This window comes from Flavobacterium sp. RSP15 (assembly GCF_003968755.1).
GTDB lineage: Bacteria > Bacteroidota > Bacteroidia > Flavobacteriales > Flavobacteriaceae > Flavobacterium.
Window position 1 is genome coordinate 52,689 of record NZ_RYDL01000004.1, and the last position, 22,546, is coordinate 75,234.

15 protein-coding genes are annotated in these 22,546 nt (G+C 33.5%); 5 read left to right on the forward strand and 10 right to left on the reverse strand.

Annotated elements, in window-relative coordinates:
- Position 1 precedes the first annotated feature (1 nt).
- The 6 genes from EKM00_RS06505 to EKM00_RS06530 form a co-directional block, all read right to left on the reverse strand.
- On the reverse strand, positions 2-2,998 hold the full coding sequence (locus EKM00_RS06505) for a glycoside hydrolase family 3 N-terminal domain-containing protein (protein ID WP_126515632.1): 2,997 nt from the start codon (positions 2,996-2,998) through the stop codon (positions 2-4).
- A 13-nt stretch (positions 2,999-3,011) separates the two neighbouring features.
- Entirely contained in the window at positions 3,012-3,494 is a 483-nt protein-coding gene (locus EKM00_RS06510; protein WP_126459999.1) for an ABC transporter ATPase, read from the reverse strand.
- Positions 3,495-3,584: 90 nt separating this feature from the next.
- A complete protein-coding gene (locus tag EKM00_RS06515) occupies positions 3,585-4,376 on the reverse strand; it encodes a (Fe-S)-binding protein (RefSeq protein ID WP_126453357.1) in 792 nt (263 codons plus the stop codon).
- Between the two features lie 111 nt (positions 4,377-4,487).
- On the reverse strand, positions 4,488-5,819 hold the full coding sequence (locus EKM00_RS06520) for a (Fe-S)-binding protein (RefSeq protein WP_126515633.1): 1,332 nt from the start codon (positions 5,817-5,819) through the stop codon (positions 4,488-4,490).
- 5 nt (positions 5,820-5,824) lie between these two features.
- On the reverse strand, positions 5,825-6,790 hold the full coding sequence (locus EKM00_RS06525; protein ID WP_126515634.1) for an MlaD family protein: 966 nt from the start codon (positions 6,788-6,790) through the stop codon (positions 5,825-5,827).
- Between the two features lie 561 nt (positions 6,791-7,351).
- Positions 7,352-8,509 carry an N-acetylmuramoyl-L-alanine amidase family protein gene (locus EKM00_RS06530; RefSeq protein WP_126515635.1) on the reverse strand — a complete coding sequence of 386 codons (1,158 nt, stop codon included), beginning with the start codon at positions 8,507-8,509 and terminating at the stop codon, positions 7,352-7,354.
- A gap of 83 nt (positions 8,510-8,592) precedes the next feature.
- On the opposite strand from EKM00_RS06530, the gene EKM00_RS06535 reads away from it, so the two are divergent.
- Together EKM00_RS06535 and EKM00_RS06540 are read left to right on the forward strand one after the other, a co-directional pair.
- Complete coding sequence (locus EKM00_RS06535) at positions 8,593-11,343, forward strand: putative LPS assembly protein LptD (protein ID WP_126515636.1); 2,751 nt, start codon at positions 8,593-8,595, stop codon at positions 11,341-11,343.
- Positions 11,344-11,392: 49 nt separating this feature from the next.
- Positions 11,393-11,773 carry a RidA family protein gene (locus tag EKM00_RS06540; RefSeq protein ID WP_126453343.1) on the forward strand — a complete coding sequence of 127 codons (381 nt, stop codon included), beginning with the start codon at positions 11,393-11,395 and terminating at the stop codon, positions 11,771-11,773.
- Between the two features lie 158 nt (positions 11,774-11,931).
- Here EKM00_RS06540 and EKM00_RS06545 read toward each other — a convergent pair whose 3' ends face one another.
- From EKM00_RS06545 to EKM00_RS06560, 4 genes are all read right to left on the reverse strand, one after another.
- Positions 11,932-12,783, reverse strand: a complete 852-nt coding sequence (locus EKM00_RS06545; RefSeq protein ID WP_126515637.1) for an N-acetylglucosamine kinase — start codon at positions 12,781-12,783, stop codon at positions 11,932-11,934.
- Between the two features lie 140 nt (positions 12,784-12,923).
- Positions 12,924-13,928, reverse strand: a complete 1,005-nt coding sequence (gene gap / locus EKM00_RS06550) for a type I glyceraldehyde-3-phosphate dehydrogenase (RefSeq protein WP_126453337.1) — start codon at positions 13,926-13,928, stop codon at positions 12,924-12,926.
- Positions 13,929-14,003: 75 nt separating this feature from the next.
- Complete coding sequence (pfkA, locus tag EKM00_RS06555; RefSeq protein WP_126453334.1) at positions 14,004-14,990, reverse strand: 6-phosphofructokinase; 987 nt, start codon at positions 14,988-14,990, stop codon at positions 14,004-14,006.
- 373 nt (positions 14,991-15,363) lie between these two features.
- A complete protein-coding gene (locus tag EKM00_RS06560) occupies positions 15,364-19,806 on the reverse strand; it encodes a translocation/assembly module TamB domain-containing protein (RefSeq protein WP_126515638.1) in 4,443 nt (1,480 codons plus the stop codon).
- A gap of 193 nt (positions 19,807-19,999) precedes the next feature.
- On the opposite strand from EKM00_RS06560, the gene tsaD reads away from it, so the two are divergent.
- The 3 genes from tsaD to EKM00_RS06575 are packed head-to-tail and all read left to right on the forward strand — an operon-like array spanning position 20,000 to position 22,399.
- Positions 20,000-21,022: a tRNA (adenosine(37)-N6)-threonylcarbamoyltransferase complex transferase subunit TsaD gene (gene tsaD / locus EKM00_RS06565; RefSeq protein WP_126453328.1), complete on the forward strand. Its 1,023-nt coding sequence runs from the start codon at positions 20,000-20,002 to the stop codon at positions 21,020-21,022.
- A gap of 3 nt (positions 21,023-21,025) precedes the next feature.
- Positions 21,026-21,733: a 16S rRNA (uracil(1498)-N(3))-methyltransferase gene (locus EKM00_RS06570; protein ID WP_126453326.1), complete on the forward strand. Its 708-nt coding sequence runs from the start codon at positions 21,026-21,028 to the stop codon at positions 21,731-21,733.
- Positions 21,734-21,760: 27 nt separating this feature from the next.
- The gene (locus EKM00_RS06575) at positions 21,761-22,399 is read left to right on the forward strand and encodes a DUF4159 domain-containing protein (protein ID WP_126515639.1); all 639 of its coding nucleotides are present in this window, start codon (positions 21,761-21,763) and stop codon (positions 22,397-22,399) included.
- The last annotated feature ends 147 nt before the right edge of the window (positions 22,400-22,546 follow it).

A 22,546-nucleotide genomic window follows, 5' to 3' on the forward strand; every position in this document is an offset into this window, starting at 1 on the left:
CTTAATCAATAATCGCTTCATAAATTACCCTTTGGATATCTTCCCGAATATTTTCTTTCGATAATCTATTTTCACTTGCAATTGGGAAAGTTCTATTAGATAAAAACACATAAACAATTTGCGTTTCAGGATCAGCCCAAGCCATTGTACCTGTATAACCAGTGTGACCAAAACTCGTCATTGAAGCACAACCGCACGTAGGTCCTACAGCACCTAATTGTGGTTTATCAAAGCCCACTCCTCTCCTATTTCCGGCGGCACAAAAATAGCACGTATTGAAATCATCAAATGTTTTTTCAGAAAAATATTGCCGGTTTCCATAATTTCCTTTTTGTAAATAAAGTTCCATTATTTTAGCCACATCCATAGCATTCGAAAAAACACCTGCGTGACCTGAAACCCCACCTTCTAAAGCAGCGGACAAATCATTGACATACCCTTGTAAAAGTTGACGACGGAAATAGGTATCTGTTTCCGTTGGCGGAATTCTGTTTTTATCAAATTTAGTCAATGGATTGAAACTTGAATTGTTCATCCCGAGTGAACGATAGAAATTTTCTTGAATTAAAACATCTAATGGTTTACCCGTTGTCTTTTCTAAATAATCCTTCAGAATCATAAAAGTAAGATCACTGTATTTGTATTCTTTTTTTAATGACAGTTTACTCTCAACAATCATTTTCATAATTGTGTCACTAAAATCATTTCGTATAAAAAGACTGTCTCCTAGTTTTTTCGAAAACTGCTCTTCAGCAATTTTTCTAAAATAAACATCAGAAGGAGATTGCGATTTATTCATTGTAGCCTTGTAAAATGGTATTCCTGCTGCTAAACCTGCATAATGCGACAATAAATCCTTGAAATTAATATTTGCCTTATTGGAATCTTTAAAAATAGGAGACATTGATCCTAATGTTGTTTCCAAATTTATTTTTTGCTGATCGTATTGCTGCATCACATTAGGCAATGTAGCTATAATTTTCGTTAATGAGGCAACATCATAAATATCGGAGTCTTGCACTTTAATCGTTCTATCATACGTATGATGACCGAATGATTTTTGATAAATAACTTTTCCTTTTCTGGCTACCAATACCTGAATTCCAGGGGTCATTTTAGCGTCAATTGCCTTAGTAGCAATACTGTCAATTTTTGATAAAATCGTTGAATTCATCCCAACATTTTCTGGCGTTGTGAATCCCAGCCGATTCAATTTTTCTGTTGGCAAACCATCATTTACATTAAAACTAGTATTAATAGAAACCGGTAGTTTCCCTTTGGCTTCAATAGCCCCAAAAATTAGTTCTGCCGAAACGACCTGTGCAACTGCACTATTTTGATAAGAAACAACTAAACCTTCAATATCTTCAAAATTTATAATTGGTAATAAAGCGTATGGTTTTGCAAAAACATCCAGAATTACAGTATTATTTTGGGCTAGAAATTTAATTTTTGCCAACTCATCCAATCTTAGATCATGATTACTAAAAGCAACATCTGATTTGTGATAACCAATGATTACGGTTGTAAAAGGGTGTAATTTCACCTGAAGACTATCCAAATTCACATCTGAAATCACAGTTACTTCAGTGTATTTTTTTAAAGTTGAAACAAAAACATCATTGTTGTCATCTCCCATTTTTACATAAGCGATTTTTTGTTTGTCCAAATTTTTAATCGGCAAAACAGCAGCCGTGTTTTTTAGAACGGTAATTGCATTTTCATACAACTCATAGTGTAAAGCTTCATTTTCAACTGAATTCAAATCGGTGTATAAATTTTCAGTGGCAATTGGTTTAAAATTATTCAAATTCGCTTTGTACTTGAATTTCAGAATTTTTTTTACAGAAAAAGCCAAACGTTCCTCAGTAAATAACTTTAGAGAATACGCAAGTTTAAATTTCTCAATAGCTGCAGGTACATTTTCAGGAAACAGCAGCACGTCATTACCGGCTATAAAAGCTTCAAAATTGATTTCACTGGGTAATTTAAATTCGCTTACACTTTTCATATTCAAAGCATCTGTAAAAATAAGTCCTTTGAAACCCAATTCTTTCTGAAGAATATCAGTAACCACATTATAGGAAATTGAGGAAGGAAAATCAGGTCTTGGTTCTATGCTGGGAACGTCTAAATGGGCTACCATAACGGACGAAAGTCCTTCATGAAACATTTTTTTGTAAGGATAAAACGCTAAGTCTTGTAATTGTTCTTTTGAGGAATTTATGGTCGGTAATTTTTTATGAGAATCCGTATCCGTATCGCCATGTCCCGGAAAATGCTTTCCTGTTGAAAATATGCCTTGACTTTGCACCCCTTTCATCAAAGCTATAGCATGTGCTGTAACCTTAAATTTATCTTCGCCAAAAGAACGAAAACCTATGATAGGATTTTTAGGATTGGAGTTGATATCAAGAATTGGAGCAAAATTAAATTGCAATCCCAATCGCTTGCTTTGTTGTCCTATTTGAACACCTACTTTCTCCAATAATTTCATGTCTTGGATGGCTCCAAGAGTCATATTCCAGGGATAACTGTAGGTAGAGTCCAATCGCATGCCCAAACCCCATTCCGCATCACTACCAATAAACAATGGAGTTTTTGACTTGGATTGAAAACGGTTGGTTAATTTTGCCTGACGAACAGGTCCACCTTGAAAGAAAATTAATCCTCCAATTTTATGATCTGTTATGAGTGTATCAATAGCTTTAATATGCGCCGAATCTTTATTGGAATAAGCGGCAACCATAAACAATTGTCCAAATTTTTCCTCTAAAGTCATTGCACTGTAAACACTATCAACCCATTTGTTGCCTTGAGGAGACAACTCAAAAAGTGTGGGCGTATTACTTAAAGCAATACTGTCTAAATTTTCAATTTTGGACGGAATGTTGGTTACAATTACTTTATTCTTATTTGTTTTTGTACCAACACAACCAACAGCAATAAAAAGAAATAAGACATAAAAAAAACTATTTCTGATGCTTATCTTTTTCATCTGACTATTTTGTTTAAAAAAAACGACTGTGCCAGCTATCAATGGCAGGAACTTCCCAGGATTCATTGTATTCTTCTATATTATTAACTAAATTATTGAAAACGATGGTATTTTCAGTAACCGCTTTATCTTTTACCATTTTCTTGAAATCAATCAACGGCTTGTGTGCTATATGTTCACCAAGTTTGAAGGTAACGTTCATTTTATCCAATAAATCTACGGTATATTTTTGTTCTAAATTTTGAATAAATTCTACAGAGGAATCTATAGAGCATCCTGTTGCAGCTTGTACATCCTGATTTACGGCAATAATGATAAACCGGTTGTATTTTAATTGGTACGAGGATTCTAGACTAGTACCATGCGCAGCCCAACCTTCCAGAAAAGATTGCAAGGCGCTTTCTATTTCAGAAAATTCGGCATCCGAAAATTTTCTGTTTGATTGATAAATCCAGATTTTAGATTCTTCGGGTAAATTTTCAAATGGAACGTACATACGATTTTAGATTTGTGATTTTAGATTGTAGATTTATGAAGTTAGGTGTAATAAATTATAGACCATTGCTGATTACTAAAACACTGAATACTAAAGATCCTGCGCATTAGCAATTAGTTCCGCAATATCCATCACTTTTACTTCGCCTTCTTTTTCTTTGTTTTTAATACCGTCCGTCATCATGGTATTACAAAAAGGACAGCCTGCGGCAATAATTTCTGGTTTTGTTTCTAATGCCTCCTCGGTTCTTTCTATATTGACTTCCTTATTTCCAGGTTCAGCATCTTTAAACATTTGGGCTCCACCTGCACCGCAACATAAACCGTTAGCTTTAGAACGCTTCATTTCAACTAATTCAGCATCCAATTTAAGAATCAATTCTCTTGGTGCTTCATATACATTATTGGCTCTTCCTAAATAACAAGGATCGTGAAAAGTAATTCGTTTACCCTTGAATTGTCCACCTTCAATGGTCAGTCTTCCGTCATCTAACAAGGATTTCAAGAACTCCGTGTGGTGAACCACTTCGTATTTTCCGCCTAATTCCGGATATTCATTTTTTAGTGTATTGAAACAATGTGGACAAGCGGTAACAATTTTTTTAGCTTCGTATGCATTCAAAACCTCAATATTCATCATGGCCTGCATTTGAAACAAAAACTCATTACCAGCTCTTTTGGCAGGATCACCTGTACAGCTTTCTTCAGTACCTAAAACGGCAAAAGGAACATTAGCCCGATTTAAAATCCGAACAAAAGCCTTCGTTATTTTCTTCGCTCTATCGTCAAAACTTCCTGCACAACCCACCCAAAATAAAACTTCTGGTTGTTTCCCTTGAGCTAACATTTCGGCCATGGTAGGCACTATTAAATTCTCTGACATACTATCTTGTTGATTCGGTTACTTGCTTATTTGGTTAATGACAAAATCTTCATTTGTAAATCGGTTATTCGATAAACAAATAACCAATTAAACAGTGACGCGATTTAACGCCTATTCGTTTTTCCAATTCAATCGGTCTTGCTGATTGTATTGCCATGGCGCACCGTTATTCTCTATATTAGTCATCATGGCGTTTATTGGCATTGGTGCCGCACTTTGTTCCATTACTAAATAGCGACGCATATCCATAATAATTGAAAGCGGGCTAATGTTTACAGGACATTCTTCCACGCACGCATTACAAGAAGTGCATGCCCAAAGCTCTTCTGCTGTGATGTAATCGTTTAATAATGTTTTGTTGTCCGGAATAAAAACACCTTTATTGGCATCAATATTTCTTCCTACTTCTTCCATTCGATCTCTGGTATCCATCATAATTTTACGTGGAGACAATTTTTTTCCTGTAATATTGGCTGGACAAGCTGACGTACAACGACCACATTCCGTACAGGTATACGCATTCAATAATTGAACCCAGTTTAAGTCCTGAATATCACTGGCACCAAATTTACTTGGAACCGCATTCTCATCCACTGGTGCTGCCGCAAAAGGATCAGCATTAGGATCCATCATTAACTTCACTTCTTTAGTAACGGATTCTAAATTATCAAATTGTCCTTGTAGATTTAGATTTGCAAAATACGTATTTGGGAATGCTAACAGAATGTGTAAATGTTTTGAAAAATACAAGTAATTCATAAAAATTAAAATACCCACAATATGCAACCACCAGACTATCTCTGAAAGCAACATTACCAATTCATTTGACATTCCGTTAAAGATAGGTTCAATAAATTGACTGATCGGAAACCAACCGGCTTTTATAAAATGAGAAAAACCTCCGGGGACATTTTGTAAATGCAAATCAGAAGCGTTCATCAATAAAAATAATGTCATAAGAACCACCTCAAAATACAAGATATAGTTTGCATCATTTTTTGGCCAGCCTTTTAAATCTGAGCTTACAAATCTTTTCAATTTGATGGCATTTCTTCTGCTCCAAAAAGCAAAAACTGCTACTAAAACTAAAAAAGCTAAAATTTCGAAAGAAGCAATCAGCACATCATACGTAGTTCCTAAAAAAGCAAAAACACGATGTGTCCCAAAAAGTCCGTCGATAATAATTTCTAGCAATTCAATATTTATAATTATAAAACCCACATAGACAATAATATGCAATGCTCCAGCGATAGGTTTTTTGACCATTTTTGATTGACCAAGAGCTATCATGGCCATATTAATCCAGCGCGCTTTTGGATTATCAAAGCGATTTACATCCGTTCCAAGATTGATATTTCGTCTGATTTTTTTAACACTGTTGAAAAAATAACCAAAACCAATTACCAATATAACGGCAAATAAAATGTTGTCTAAGTAGCTCATAATTGCTATTTTATTTCATTAGATATAGAATCATTTACAGGACCTACATACGGTTTATTTTTCTTTCCAAATAAAGAAATATTGACATATCGAGTGGGATAAAGTCTAATATCTTGCAATAATAATTCTAATTCTTTTGTGGCGTTTTTTATGTTTTGGTAGAAAGCCTCGTCGTTTAGCAATTTACCCATAGAACCTTTCCCAGATTCTAAACCACTCATAATACCATCAACTCTTCCTAGAGTTGCATTGAGATTTTTTACCGTTTTTCCAAGATCGGCTTTATTCAAGGAATCTGATATTTTAGAAAAATTACCCGATATTTTAGAAAAATTGCTAACGACTCCGTTGATTTGTGCTCTATTCGTTTCTAATAAAGTATTGACATTTAAGGACACTTTATGAAATTGTTCAATGGTTTTGCTCAATTCAGCTAGAGTGAGTTTTAAATCCTGCTGCCCTTTTTGATCCAGAACGTTATTAAAACCGGAAATTAATTTATCCGTGCTTAATAATAGTTTTTCTAGTTTTTCCTGAAGAGGTGCTAATTGATCGCCTACTTTATCAGTAAGTCCTAATTGCACTCCGCCTTGCAATTTCTGACCATCAAGTGCCAGGCTTTTATCTTTAAAATTAGGGGTAATTGCAATTTGTTTTCCTCCAATAAATCCTGGCTCATAAATAGAAGCCCTACTGGATTTAGAAATAGGAAAATCAGTTTTCAATTGCAATTCAACTAATAATAGTCCTGTGTTTTCATTTATGGTAATACTATTTACTTTACCAACCACCAAACCGTTCAGGGTAACAGGTGAGGATGTGGCTAGGCCTTCAACACTTTTATATTCTACATAAAATGTTTTATAATTTGTGAAAAGATCTCTTCCTTTCAAAAAACTATAGCCCCAAATAAATAATAAAATAGAGGCAATTACTAAGATAGCCGTTTTAATTTCTCGTGTTATTTTCAAAATTCAAATATTTTTTACAAATTTAATGTAAAATATTTTAAGTTGTGGTTATTATTTAAGAGCTTATTCCACACTTATTTTTTCTCCAACATTAAATGCAATTAAGTGTCCGGACGTATCTTTTTAGGTTTAACCATATCGATTTTTTTTGCTAAATAATAATCTGATATTTAGATTTATAGCTAATACTAATGATCCTGTCATCAGCCAACAGTAGAAGCGCTTCAGACACTTTGAAATTAGATACGTAAAATTTTCTATTTTATAAAACCCGTTATAGTTTTACTAATACATTATTTTGCGATGAACTTCTTGAACATCGTACGCATTTTTAGATCTGTTTTTTTAACTTTAATATTGTCGTAAGCGCATTTGCTTTTCAACAAAACTATTGTGCAAATTTACTGGGTTTTTACCGCCGTGACCGCATTAAAATAAAATAAATCGGTCTGAGAAAAAAAGTTCAACAAGACCAACAAAAATTCTTTTAGAATTGCGAATTTGCTCGTATTATTTTCGAAATAAAACTTATTTTTTTAATCAATACTACTGTAGCACTTGTTATTTAATCGCTTCTTGAATGCTTATTTTTTCTCCATTTTTAAAAGCGATCAAAAAAGCAGTATCATATCCTTTCTCTTTTGCCTCTGTTAATTGCTTTCTTGCTTCATCGTAATCCGTTGTTTCTCCATACATATATTTGTATACTCTATTTTCATAGGCAACAGAGATATTTTTTAATCCTTTAAAATTTCTAGGCAGGAGCGCTACTTTTTTGATACTAGCCAAAAGTTGCACTTTGAATGAGATTTTAGTATTATCGATTGCTTTTTTAGTTTCAATAACTTGAAGGTTTGTTTTTGATTTTAAAGGCGTTGCAGTATCCTTAACTTGTTTTTCAATAATTTTTTGCGAAGGCTTTACTTCAAATGCTTCCGATTCTCCACTTCCAAAATATTCTTTTTTATAATCGATTATGGCTCCTGCAATGGCTTTGGCAATTTCGTTCTGGCCTTCTTCTGAATTCAATCTATTTCCTTCAGTCGGATTAGAAATAAACCCCATTTCTATCAATACTCGTGGCATGTAGGCTTTATGAAGCACCATAAATGGCGCTTGTTTAACTCCTCCTCCACGTATTTTTTTTCCTAAATCTGCAAAAGCATCTTCTACCTTACTGGCCAGTGAGATACTGTTGTCTAAATATTCTTCCTGCATCAAGGTCATCCCAATCATAGTTTCCGGAGAGTTTGGATCAAATCCTTCATATTTTTGTTTGTAATCTTTTTCTAGAGTAATTACAGAATTCTCTTTTTTAGCCGCTTCTAGGTTAGAGGCTATTTTACTTAAACCCATCACGTAGGTTTCTGTGCCATCGGCAGCGGTATTTCTGTTGGCATTACAATGAATTGACACAAAAATATTAGCATTAAATCTGTTAGCAATATTGGCTCTTTCAATTAAGTCAATAAAAACATCTGTTTTTCGTGTAAAATTCACATCAATTTGTGGAGTAGCTTCTAATAACTTACCAACTTTTAGAACGACAGCCAAAGCTATGTTTTTTTCTATTCGTCCTTCATATACAGCACCAAAATCATGATCGCCATGCCCCGCATCAAGTGTTACCTTAAAAACATTAGATTGACAAAAGGCTGATAGCGATACTACCGTCATCAAAAAAGTTATTATAATTTTAATTTTATAGGTGTTGTGCATAAAGCTATAAGTTAATTTAATTAGAAGACTAAGGGTATAAATTTATTTATTTGACTATTTTTGACAAAAATTTATATGTAAGTTTGACATCTCAAAAAACAGGCCATAATTTTACAAAAATAGCATTTAAACCTTTGCATACAAACTTATTTAATATCGTTTTATTATCAATCTTCCTATCCTTAGGGTCTGGAAAATTATATTCTCAAGATATATCAAAAAAAAAGACGGCCATTTCCGTTATTAAACAAATAGATAGTACTACTTTAGAAACTATCAAAAAGGTTCCTACTGTTACAACTATTACAAAAGAGAAGGATTCAATACAAAAAGACAGTATAAAGCCTAAAAAAGCATTTCTGGACGGAAAGGTAAAATACAAAGCCGATCAATATGCAAAAATTGATCAAAAGAAAAAGCTCATTACTTTGTATGATAATGCAGAATTGTATTATCAAGACATTGAATTGAAGTCTGGTATAATTGTAATGAATTATGAAAAAAATGAAGTTTATGCCGGTCGCATCAAGGATTCTACAGGAGCATATACACAGTTTCCAAATTTCAAACAGGGCACTAATGTTATTGAACCTGATTCTATCCGATTTAATTTTAAAACAAAAAAAGCTTTAATTTGGAACTCACGATCAGATCAAGGCGAATTCAAAATAAAAGCAACGCAGACCAAAAAAGAAAATGATTCTGTTTATTTTTTAAAAGGAGCCCGTTTTACTACTTCAAAAGATGTAGACAATCCTGAATATTATTTTCAAACCAGCAAAGTAAAATTTATTCCAGGCAAAAAAGTAGTTACGGGATTGACTAATATGGTTATTGCAAATGTTCCTACTCCAATTGCATTACCTTTTGCTTTTTTTCCAATGAGCCAAGAAACCAGCATTTCAGGATTAATTTTACCGAGCTATAACGACTCCAACAACCGAGGGTTTTCCTTGCAAAATTTAGGGTATTATTTTGCCTTGAGTGATAATTATGATTTAACCGTATTAGGCGATTATTATACTAATGGTAGTTACGGGTTGCGTTTTGAATCCAGTTATGCCAAAAGATACAACTATAGAGGGAACTTAAACATTCGATTTGAAAACTTAATTACCAGCGAAAGAGGCTACCCTGATTACTTAAAACAAAATATTTATAACATCCAATGGTCCCATTCCAAAGACACTAAATCGAATCCTAATTCTAGTTTTTCGGCCTCTGTAAATCTTGGAAGTAGTAAATATTTTCAACAATCTATCAATCAGATAAATATTGGTTCAAATCTAAACAATACTTTAAGTTCTTCTGTGTCGTATTCAAAAACATTCACTTCAATTCCACAAGTTAGAATGTCATTGACAGCAACCCACTCGCAAAATACACAAACCGAAGAAATCAATATGACACTACCTACACTACAACTGAGTGTGGATCGGATTTATCCTTTTGTAGGCAAAGACGGCATAAAAAAAGGTTTTTTCAAGAACATCAATTTACAATATAATCTGAATGGCCGAAACAGCATAGTTACTACCGATTCTTTATTCTTCAAGCCACAAATGTTCCGGGATGCAAAAATTGGTTTCCAACACAGTATTCCGTTAAGCACCAATTTTAAATTATTTAAATATTTCAGTGCGTCTACATCCGTAAATTATGAGGAAATTTGGTACACCAAAACAATTGAAAGAAGTTTTGACCAAGACCAAAGCGCCGTAGTCGATAAAACGGTCAATGGCTTTGATGCCTTTAGAACCTATTCCTTCTCCTCTAGTCTAGGAACCACTATTTATGGAACTTTTAACTTTGGTGAAAACAAAAAGATAAAATCGATTCGGCACGTAATGAGACCATCTGTTTCGTATGGATACACCCCTAGTTTCGAAAAATATTATGACACCTACGCATCCGATGCAACCGGGACAATGACAAAACAATATTCCAGATTTGAAAGTGGGATCTTTGGAGCCCCCGGATTGAATAATTCGAATTCGTTAGGATTTGATTTGAGCAACACTTTTGAGGCAAAGGTCACTGATAGCGATAGCACCAAGGTTGAACCTAAAAAAATAATGCTGCTGAATAACTTAAATCTATCTACCAGCTATAATTTAGATGCAGATGGTGTCAACTCATTAGCTTTTGCGCCGATACGAGTTAGTGGAGGTACCCAACTTTTTCAAAATAAAATGAATGTCAATTTTGGCGCAACGTTAGATCCTTACGCGATTGATAACTCCGGAAACCGAATTAATGTCTTTAATATTAACAACGGTGGCAGCCTTTTTAGAATGACAAGTTCTAATATGACTTTAAATTACTCTATTTCCAGTAAAGGAAATGATAAAAAAGAAAAAGACACAAATGAACAAAGTCGAAGAAATGGGGGGCGTGGAGATGATCTTTTTGGTACCAATACGGACTTAGGAGACAATAGGAGAAGTCAGTTTAACGAAGAAGAGGAAGATGATGGAGAAGATAAAATTTCTGAATTTTTTAATTCGAAATTACCGTGGGATATGACCTTTGCCTATTCTTTGACCTATGGAAACAATAATAGAGAGAATCAAATCATTGGTAACTCAATAATGATTTCAGCTAATGCTGATATCACTCCAAAATGGAAAGCAGGAGTATCAACAGGGTACGATTTTGTTCAAAAAGGAGTTACCTTTACTCAGCTTCGTTTTGAAAGGGATTTATTAAGCTGGAGAATGGATTTTAACTGGTCTCCATTTGGTGATAATGCAAACTGGGGATTCTTCATTGGAATAAAATCAGGCGTGCTCAGCGACATCAAATGGGACAAACGAAGTACTATAAACCGGTAATTAGGCCAAGAGACTTTTAAATTAAATTGAATTACATTAAATAGAACGTATGAAAAAGATAATTTTTACAGAAAATGCTCCTGCACCAATTGGCCCGTACAACCAAGCAGTACTAAAAGGAAATACACTGTATGCATCAGGTCAAATTGCAATAAATCCAGTAACTGGAACGCTAGTTCTTGATTCAATCGAAGCCGAAACGGAACAAGTCATGCAAAATATGAAAGCAGTTCTGGAAGCCGCCGGAATGACATTTGAAAACATAGTGAAAACCACAATCTTTATTATGGATATGACCGATTTCGGGAAAATAAATACGGTTTATGGTTCCTATTTTAACGAACAAACTGCTCCGGCACGGGAAACAGTTCAAGTGGCCTGTTTGCCAAAAAATGTTAATATTGAAATCTCAATGATCGCTATTCTTTAGTACTTGTTTTCCGCTTTCATTATTAATGCAAGAATAACCGGTTGAAACGATTTCAGAATGCCCGTTATCAGTTGATTACAAATTAAAAAACCACTGTTAATTTACTTTAGAACAAGTAAATTAACAGTGGTTTTTTAATAAAATTGAATTCTGAAAAACTATTTATTTGCAATATGATATGCAATTAAACCATCTATAGGTCGTCGCAATACATTGCCTAATTGCAACTCATATTTGTCAAATATTTCTTGCAGCTCTTCTTTGAGATAAAAGGCTATGGACCCCACAAAATGAACTGGAATTTCTTTGCAGTTATCGTATTGTTTTATGTAATTTTTCACAAAAGATTTCATTCCTTTGAAAATAATTTTTCTGCAGAACTCCGTTTCTTTGTGCTGAATCAGGAACTTCGCAAAAGTCGCTAAATACGCATTTGGATTGGCTTCTTTGTACAATTTGCTTTTTATAGCATCTGGATCAAGGTTGTATTCTTTCTCGAATTCAACGGCCAGTTCTTTTGGCATTTTATTAAAATAGTACTTTCTGATTAATTCTTTTCCAAAAACATTTCCGCTGCAATCATCCATGGCGATATATCCCAATGACTGTACTTTTTGATGGAGTTCTTTGCCATCAAAATAACTGCAGTTTGATCCTGTCCCCAGTATAGAAACAATTGCTTTTTCTCCCTTTGGAGTCGTTGCATAAACGGCTGCATAGGTATCTTCTTTGACATCTATAATAGCATTAGGAAAATACTTTTGAAAAACCTGAGACAGTGCAATTTTCATTCTTTCAGTGCCACAACCTGCTCCATAAAAAAACAAATGGGTTGCATTTTTCTTGTTTTGCAAAATATCAAAACGATCATTTAAGCGTTCAATAATTTCATCTTCTTCAAGTACTTCAGGATTCAATCCTAAGGTTTGAGTTGTAAACAATATTTTACCATTTGTATCTATTGCAATCCAATCGGCTTTGGTAGAACCACTATCAACTATTAATCTCATTTTTTTCTGGTTTTTGGTTTTGTTGTTATATTTCCTAATACTTTCATAAAGGAGGGTATTAAAAAAATATAAATGAAAAAGGGAATAAAAAATAAAGTCCCGTTACTAAAAAGATAACGGGACTTCGCAAATATAATTAATTATTTTAAACCTGCAATATGTACTGATAAATCGATCAATTTGCTTGAATAACCATACTCATTATCATACCAAGATACAATTTTGAAAAAAGTAGAATTCAAACCAATTCCTGCATTAGCATCCACAATTGAAGTACGGGGATCCGAAACGAAATCTTGTGATACTACAGCATCTTCGGTATATCCTAAAACACCTTTCATAGTGGTTTCAGAAGCTGTTTTTAGAACAGCCATGATTTCTTCGTAGGTTGTTTCTTTTGCTAATTTAACGGTCAAATCTACTACTGAAACATCTACAGTAGGAACACGCATAGACATCCCTGTTAGTTTTCCGTTCAATTCCGGAATCACTTTACCTACTGCTTTTGCAGCACCTGTACTAGATGGAATCATGTTGACTAATGCTGATCTACCGCCACGGAAATCTTTTCTTGATGGTCCGTCATTTGTCATTTGAGTTGAAGTTGTTGCATGAATAGTAGTCATCAAACCTTCAACAATTCCAAAATTATCATTGATTACTTTGGCCAAAGGAGCCAAACAATTTGTAGTACAAGAAGCATTAGAAACCACTGTATCTGAAGCTAACGCTTTATCATGGTTTACACCCATTACAAACATTGGCGCATCAGCAGAAGGTGCAGAAATGATTACTTTTTTGGCACCACCTTTGATGTGCTCGTTTGCAGTTTCAATAGTTGTAAAAAAACCAGTACATTCAGCAACTACATCTACATCAACTTCATTCCATTTTAAATCCGCTGGATTTCTTTCAGCTGTAATACGAATGTTTTTTCCGTTTACAAAAAGTTTTCCTTCTTTTACTTCTACAGTTCCATTGAAACGACCGTGTACTGAATCATATTTTAATAAGTAAGCTAAATGATCTACATCTAATAAATCGTTAATTGCAACTACTTCTACATTATCTCTATTATAAGATTCTCTAAAAACTATTCTTCCTATTCTCCCAAAACCGTTTATTCCTAATTTTACTTTTGACATTTTACTTTAATTTTTATTTATTTAAATATTAACGGTTTCTAAAGTCTACTTTACTCGCTGTAAACTTTAATCCCTCTATGTAGACATTATGTCTGAAACTCTTAATAATTCTCTATCAATTTCTGTTTTACCTTTAATAGCTTGTTCCAGAGGTGTCAATATAACAGTATCGTTCTGTAATCCTACCATGAACTTTGACTTGCCTTCCAGCAAAGATTCAACTGCTTTTACACCTAATCTACTAGCAAGAACCCGATCAAAACAAGAAGGGGAACCACCACGTTGCATGTGACCCAGAACAGAAACTCTAACATCATATTCCGGTAAATTAGCTTCTACGTAATCTTTTAATTCAAATACGTTTTTTCCTATTTTATCTCCTTCTGCTATTACAACAATGCTGGATGATTTACCAGAAGCCTTACTTTTTTGCAGGGATTCTAACAATCGCTCTAATCCTAAATCTTCTTCTGGAATCAGAATTTCTTCGGCACCGGCACCAATACCGGCATTCAAAGCGATGTGACCGGCATCTCTACCCATCACTTCTACAAAGAATAAACGATTGTGTGAACTTGCGGTATCTCTAATTTTATCAATGACATCCACAACGGTATTCAAAGCGGTATCATATCCTAAAGTATGGGTGGTCCCAAAAATATCGTTATCAATAGTTCCCGGAATTCCCATTACTGGAAAATCAAATTCATTATTGAACAACAAACCACCGGTAAAAGTACCGTCGCCCCCTATTACTACTAGAGCATCTATTCCTGCTTTAATCAGGTTATCGTGTGCTTTTTTTCTTCCTTCTGGAGTTTTAAATTCTAAAGAACGTGCTGACTTCAAAATTGTCCCTCCTTTGTTAACAATGTTGTTTACGCTACGAGGTCCCATTTCTTTGAAGTCGCCTTCAATCATTCCCTGATATCCTCTGTATATTCCTATACATTCAATAGCATGATACGCACATGTCCGAACAACGGATCTAATTGCTGCATTCATACCTGGTGAGTCTCCTCCCGAAGTAAGAACACCAACTTTTTTTATTGTTTTTGGCATTATTTAAGTATTAAAGTGTAAAATTAGCAAACATTCAGCACTTACAGAGCCGTGTTTTTTATAAATTAGTTTAGCAACCAAAATTCAAACGTTTTCGTTAATAAGTTTTCGAAAAATCAAAATAAAACGAATTTTATTTAACAAAATAAAAAAATAATGAATTTTTATTTGATAATTAACAATTTAAGCGTTTTTATGATTGTTTTATGACAATGATCCATTACGTATTTACAAATGAGGAATTAAAAAAAAACGCCTTTGTGGTAAGTCTGAAATTTCTTTAATTAGTACTGAATCAGATACCGTAAAACTCCTATCCGGATTCTCATGTGTCTGAATTCTTGGTTCCGATTCCTCACTGATTAAAAAAAAATTAGTTTTCCTCCGGGATCAAACCTTCTTGATTTTTTTTTATTTTTTCTGTTTTGTTTTTTTTAGATTTCAAAAAATTAATATAATCAGGAGATAAGTCAGAATCTTGATCTTCAGCGACGGGTACTGTCACTCTGTCTATTTTTAGATTCGTAAAAATTTTATTGACTAACTCCTTGAACGTATCAAAATCTACTTCGTAAGAAACTCCTAAACCTTGGGTATAACCAATCCCTTGCCCAATATAATTGATATCATTTTCTTTATTAAACAATCGTAAATTAAGTGTTCCATCCTCATTAACCCTATATAACACTTCAACGTCTCCCACGATAGCGGATTCATTAATCCCACCAAAAGGAACTCCTAGTTTTCCATTGATCGTTATTCTTTCGTTTATTTTGGATGAAATTGTTGCAACAAACCGTCCATCTGTTTCTCTTCCTATTCTTCTGTCGGCTCCAATGAAATTCAGACCCACTTTGAATTTTTCATCGTCAGATTGTATTATTCCTCCTAAAAGACTAGAGGCGGTCTCAAACAAACTTCCTGAAAAATCAGATTGACTTACTCCTTCCGGACTTAAAAATCCACCGGAAGATAATAAGTACAATGCTTGAGTTTGCCTCACGTCCTTATCATTTAACTTATATTGAATTTCCGATTTTAACACCGTGCTGACTGTTGGAAATTCAATATTAAAATCGGGTTCCGGACTAGTCAAATCGCCTCTAATTCCTATAACTACTTCCACGGGGACTTTCGTATTAAAAGAAGCATTTTCTAACAAAATTGCAGGATTTGCAGTAGTTTTGTATACTGCTTCAAGATTTAACTGTGCGCGCATCGGATTCCCTTCCCAGGAAATTGACCCTCCTTTTTTGACCTCAAACTTCTTGTCTATCAGTCCTCCATATTTAAAATTATAAGTCCCTTCATACGCTTGAAAATCACCCCACATATTGAATTTCCCCGTCGTGTTTATTTTAAACAACAAAGAGCCAAAACCTTTTCCCTTCATTCCGTGACCTGTGTTTCGGTCTAGAATTACCTCTACTTCGGCATCCGGTGTAATATCAAAATCAAACTCCAATTCAAGGCCATTATAATTCCGAGTGTTTTCCACAATACCATTCCTTACATTGTATTTTTCCTTAGCAGTCAGAAAATGAAGAAAAATATTATCACTTACACTTTCGGCATTATTAATAGGAATTTTTATGGCTGTTCCTTTCTCTGATTTTGCAGCTACTTTTATAAACAATGAATTAGTTGGTCCTTTTATAGTGGCAACTCCATCGATAAATGCAGAACCATAATAAGCTGAATCTTCAGTATCCTTAGTGTCTAACGCTAAAAGCCTTTTTGAATTAACGGTTAAATCTAATTTCCAATCCGAAAAATTAGTATGCCCAATACTTCCGTTTAACTTCCCTACAGTACCAAATTTTGTGTCGGTCAAAGTATTGTTTCTAAACAAAAATCGTTCATCGGTCAGGTCTATAATTGTGTTGTCACTTAAACCGTAATCCACATTCAGGTAGGGTATGGTTATTCCTGCTTGGTCAAGATACAATCTGCCATTTATACTAGGTTTCTTAAGATTTCCTTCTATGGTAGCATTCCCGGCTATTGAACCTCGTATATTAGACAATACTTCACCACCCAAAGAGTTCAAGGTTGCGATATTAAATTTATCAAATTTTAGCCTCAAATCAAGAATGGTTTCTTTATTGACAATTTCAAAACTACCATCCGCATTAAATGATTCAAAATTTTTGTTCTCTAAATTAGAATTTATAATAAACTTGCTAAGATTTTCATCACCTTCAATTTCAAAATTTAAAGTTCCTAAATCTATTTTATTTAAATTCAAATTATCAATAACTATAGAAGATGTAGGCTGAAAAACATCTTTGTTTTGCTTGAAATTTACTTCGCCATTGATATTTCCATTTGCAATAAACTTATCATTAGCGGGTGTTATTTTGTTTAGATCCACATCTTTAAAACTCAGTTGTAAATCCTTGATTGTAGTATTTTTAAAAAGTCCCACTAAAGAAATTTCCTGTTCTTCATGTGACAACACAATATTATCAATGTTGAAATTTTGAAATGATTTATCAAAAACAATTTTGTTATCAGTTGCTTCTTTTTCGTTCAAAAACCACAAATAGTCTTTGAATTTCACCTCTGATTTACTAATTCCAACTACATTATTGTTATCCTCATTTATAGTATGGTATAAATTCAGATTAAAATAATCCTCTGCCTTTGGTCCCCCTTTAAACTCCGAACGAAAATACAGCGTGTCTTTCATTGTGACATTTATAAGACTAAAATCACGTATTTTATAGTGTTTTGTTTTTATGCTGTCCAGTTCTATGTAGGCATTATACAGCGGATTTTTATTGTCGACCGAAACTCTTATATTATCAAGTGTATTGTTTGAAGCTATAATTTGAGGCGAATTAAAATTGAGTTTAAATTCCTGATTATCAGAGTTTATATTTCCTTTAATAATGGTGTTGGGAGCAATAGAAATATCAGGGTAAAATATTTCAATTATTTTATTATAGATAGAGAAATTAAACTTAAGAAACTGTCCTTTTTTTACCTTGTTAGGTTTGAAATTCGTATACAGACTTCCCAAAGAATTCTTTGCCAGGTTTTCCAATTGGTTGAATTCATATTTACCTACAATTTCACCCTGAACAATATCCGGTGAATTTACAGTTATGGTTCTCACTCTTTTTTCATCAAAAGTTGAAATTATGGTAAAATCATCAAAAATATACGTGTCTTTTGCATTTTTATAGGACGTTTCGTTGATATAAACATTTCCTTGAAAATTTTCTACAGTATTTCCTGATGCCTGAACTACCACATCGCCTTTAAATACCGCAATAGAATCCTTAATTAATTTTAATTTATTCAAATCGGCGGTTTCAACATTAATGTGAAAATCGTATCTATTGTCTTTTTTGCTTAAATCCAATAAACCGTCAAAATTCATCCTTAAATTAGGATCCCTTATGGCAATTTGCCCTTTGTAATTGGGGTTTTTAAGGGTTCCATTGACATCAATATTTGTGTAATTGTATGTTTTATACTCTATTTGGCTAATGATCCCTTTGATGGCCGTGTCTAGGTATTTTTCCTTGAATCCTTTACCATCAATAGCCATATTCAAACTTACCTTTCCTAGTTCTTTTTGGTCCAATAAAGTTCCAATATCAAAATTTTCTAAAATAACGTTCCCTACATAAGAAGCCTTATCAATAAAATTTATATTTTCTATTTCTAAATTAGAGATTACTTTACCTAACGCTGTTACCATAGAAAAATCAGCTTTAACGACAGTTGTAGAAACATTTGAAACTCCGGAAGCTGAAAATCGTCCTAATTTTTTTAGAGAACTGGGTAATTTATTTCCCAAAATATTAGGTAATATAACTATCAAATCATCATAGCTAGAGATTAATTTGTCAAATCTGGCATACATCGAAAATTTTTGCCCTTTTTTGGCAAACAAGTTTTTAAAATTAATAGCACCGTTGATCTGTGTTTTCCGATCATCAACTAATTTTAAGTTTGTGAATTTCAAATCATTAAGCGTTCCTTTAATAAATGCTTTAATATAAAAATGTTGATTTTTCCCTATTTCTTTATAAAAGTAACGAATGTCATTTGAAGCAATTGAGGCAGCATCTAGTTTAATATCAAAGAGCACTTTATCGGTAAAATTAGAAAAATCTTCAATTTTATAATTTAACAATACAGTCCCTTTTAAGGTGGATTCTTTGGTCAACAAATTCAGATTTTCTAGTTTTAAGTTTTTTCTGGAATAACTGAATTTTGAGTTTAGATTTTTAACATACAAACCCCGAAAATCTAAAAATGACATTTTATCAATCATAGTCGTCAAATCCTGACCATGAATTTTAAAATTCGTTACGGAAGCATTCAGTTTAGTAAAATCCAGGTCTTTTGGAATTTCACGATTTAAATTTGTCAAAATAAAATGACTATCGTAAATTTTCAATTCCTTTACGGTGAGCAGAAACTTTTTTGTTGATGGTCTTCCGGTTTCAAAAGCGGCTATAAATTTATTGAGATTGGACTCTTTTTCATTTTTATACGTTTTTAAATTAAAGACTAAACCACTCAACCGTAAATCCCCAAAAATCAGATCACCGTCTAGCAATTTTTTACCTTCTAAAATAGTCGTTGCAATTCTATCTGAATAAATTAAAGTGTCTTTATGGTAATCCAGAATCAATACTTTTTTGAATTTTATGCCTCCAAAAACAGATATAACAACTCCGTCAATAGCAATATTAGTTCCAAAGTCTTTATTGAGACTTCGGGTGAAATACTGTGCTATTTTAGTTTGAACAAATGGCAGGGTAAGAGCAATACCAAGTACAAGTAAAAGTAGGATTAGTCCAACTAGAGACCGAAATACTATTTTTTTTATTTTTTTGATACTTACTATATATTTAAATTTTTTAAAATTTCATTTTACCTCTGGAAACTCCTGCGCCTTAAATAAAAATTCTTTAATTTTGGCCTTTACAAAATTGTTGTTCTTTGTAAACTAATCATCAAATGTAACTCCAAATTTATGCCTTTTTATGCAAAATCCCGAGGTTTTTATTCTTGCCATTGAAAGTTCTTGTGATGATACTGCAGCGGCCATTTTACACAACGATAAAGTATTGTCAAATGTTGTTGCAAATCAGCTAATTCATAATCAATATGGTGGCGTAGTTCCTGAGCTCGCCTCACGTGCACACCAACAAAACATAGTTCCGGTAGTCGATGCGGCGCTTCGAAAGGCAAATATACAAAAAGAACAGTTATCTGCAATTGCATTTACACAAGGTCCGGGACTCATGGGTTCGCTACTGGTAGGGAGTTCGTTTGCAAAATCACTTGCCCTGGCCTTACAAATTCCTTTGATTGCTGTAAATCACATGCAAGCTCATGTCCTGGCACATTATATAGAGGAGAAGGGCTATGAAAAACCCACTTTCCCGTTCTTGGCCTTAACTATAAGCGGTGGACACACACAAATCATCAAAGTAGATCATTTTTTTGACATGACCGTAATTGGTCAAACCACTGATGACGCAGTTGGAGAAGCTTTTGACAAAAGCGCTAAAATTTTAGGACTTCCCTACCCTGGTGGCCCCTTAATTGATAAATATGCGCAATTAGGAAACCCAAAAGCATTTGCATTTACAAAACCTAAAGTTCCAGGATTAAATTTTAGCTTCTCCGGTTTGAAAACGGCTATTTTATATTTTATTCAAAAGAAAAAATTAGAAAATCCAAACTTTGTTGCTGAGAATCTAAATGATATTTGCGCATCAATCCAACATACTATTATTGAAATTTTAATGGACAAATTAAAATTAGCCGTAAAAGAAACCGGGATCAAACAAATAGCCATCGGCGGAGGCGTTTCTGCTAATTCCGGAATCCGAAATACATTAAAGGAAACAGAAAACATATATGGTTGGAAAACCTTTATTCCTAAATTTGAATACACCACTGATAATGCTGCAATGATAGGAATTGTAGGATATCAAAAATTTTTAACCCAAACATTTGAAACTTCATCTGTTGTTTCTAAAGCAAGAATACAATTATAAATTATGCAATTATTCTTTAACCCTACTATTACAGAATCTACAGAAATTTTTTCTTTTGATAAAGAAGAGAGCAAACATATTATTAAAGTATTACGTAAGAAAGATACCGATATCTTGTTTGTAACCAATGGTTCAGGCTACTTATTTAAAACAGAAATAACACTGGCATCTGACAGTAAATGCACCGTCAAAATCCTTTCGTTCGAAAAAGCCCCAGTTGCAAAATTTCACATACATCTGGCTGTAGCGCCAACTAAAATGAATGATCGTTACGAATGGTTTTTGGAAAAAGCAACCGAAATAGGCATTCACGAAATAACACCAATTATTTGTGACCACTCAGAACGAAAAGTTATCAATAATGAGCGATTTGATAAAATTTTATTGACTGCCATGAAGCAATCTAATGAATTATACCTGCCAAAATTGAATCCTGCCATCACCTTTAAAGAATTTGTCAAACTAAAAAATAAAGGTTTAAAACTGATTGCACATTGCGAAGAAACAGATAAAAGATCACTGAAATCCGTTTTGAAACCTAATGAAGATATTACAATACTGATAGGTCCTGAAGGCGATTTTTCGGAAAAAGAAATTGTATTGGCTCTTGAAAATGATTTTACTGCTGTTTCATTAGGAAATACAAGGCTACGAACAGAAACGGCAGCAATAGTGGCTTGTCAAAGTGTAGTATTTATTAATGAAGGCTAACACTAATAATCACTGATTTTATTAATTATGAGGTACCTATTTTATCTACTGTTAATCTTCTCTATACCATTGTTTTCGCAGGAAATTGCATTACTAAAATATAGTGGCGGTGGTGATTGGTATGCAAATCCAACTTCACTACCCAATTTGATAAAATACTGCAATGCAACTATAAATACCCAAATAAAAATAAAGCCAGCCACGGTTGAGCCCAGTAGTACTGATTTATTTTCATACCCTTATGTGCATATGACTGGCCATGGAAATGTAGTTTTTAGCGCTGCTGATAGTGACAATCTTAAAAATTATTTGCTGGCAGGAGGATTTCTTCATATTGATGATAATTATGGAATGGACCAATACATCCGAAAAGAAATCAAAAAAATATTTCCAAATAATAGTCTAGTGGAGATTCCTGCGAATCATGCCATTTTTCAAAAACCATTCTCATTCCCAAACGGATTACCCAAAATACACGAACATGACGGTAAACGACCTCAGGCTTTTGGACTTTTTATAAAAAATAAATTAGTACTGCTTTATACCTATGAATCCGATTTAGGAGATGGATGGGAAGATCCGGAAGTCAATAATGATCCAGTAGCGATTCGAGAAAAAGCATTAAAAATGGGGGTAAATATTATCAATTATATTTTTAATAATTAACACGGCTTACCAATAATTTATTTTGACTAACAATCATCGTATAATGCCTTGTTTTTCAATTAGATAAAATGACGTAACAAATTGATTTCAAGATACTATTTTACAATTATTTTGACTTTATGACTTTTAAACTTTCGAGTTCTGTAG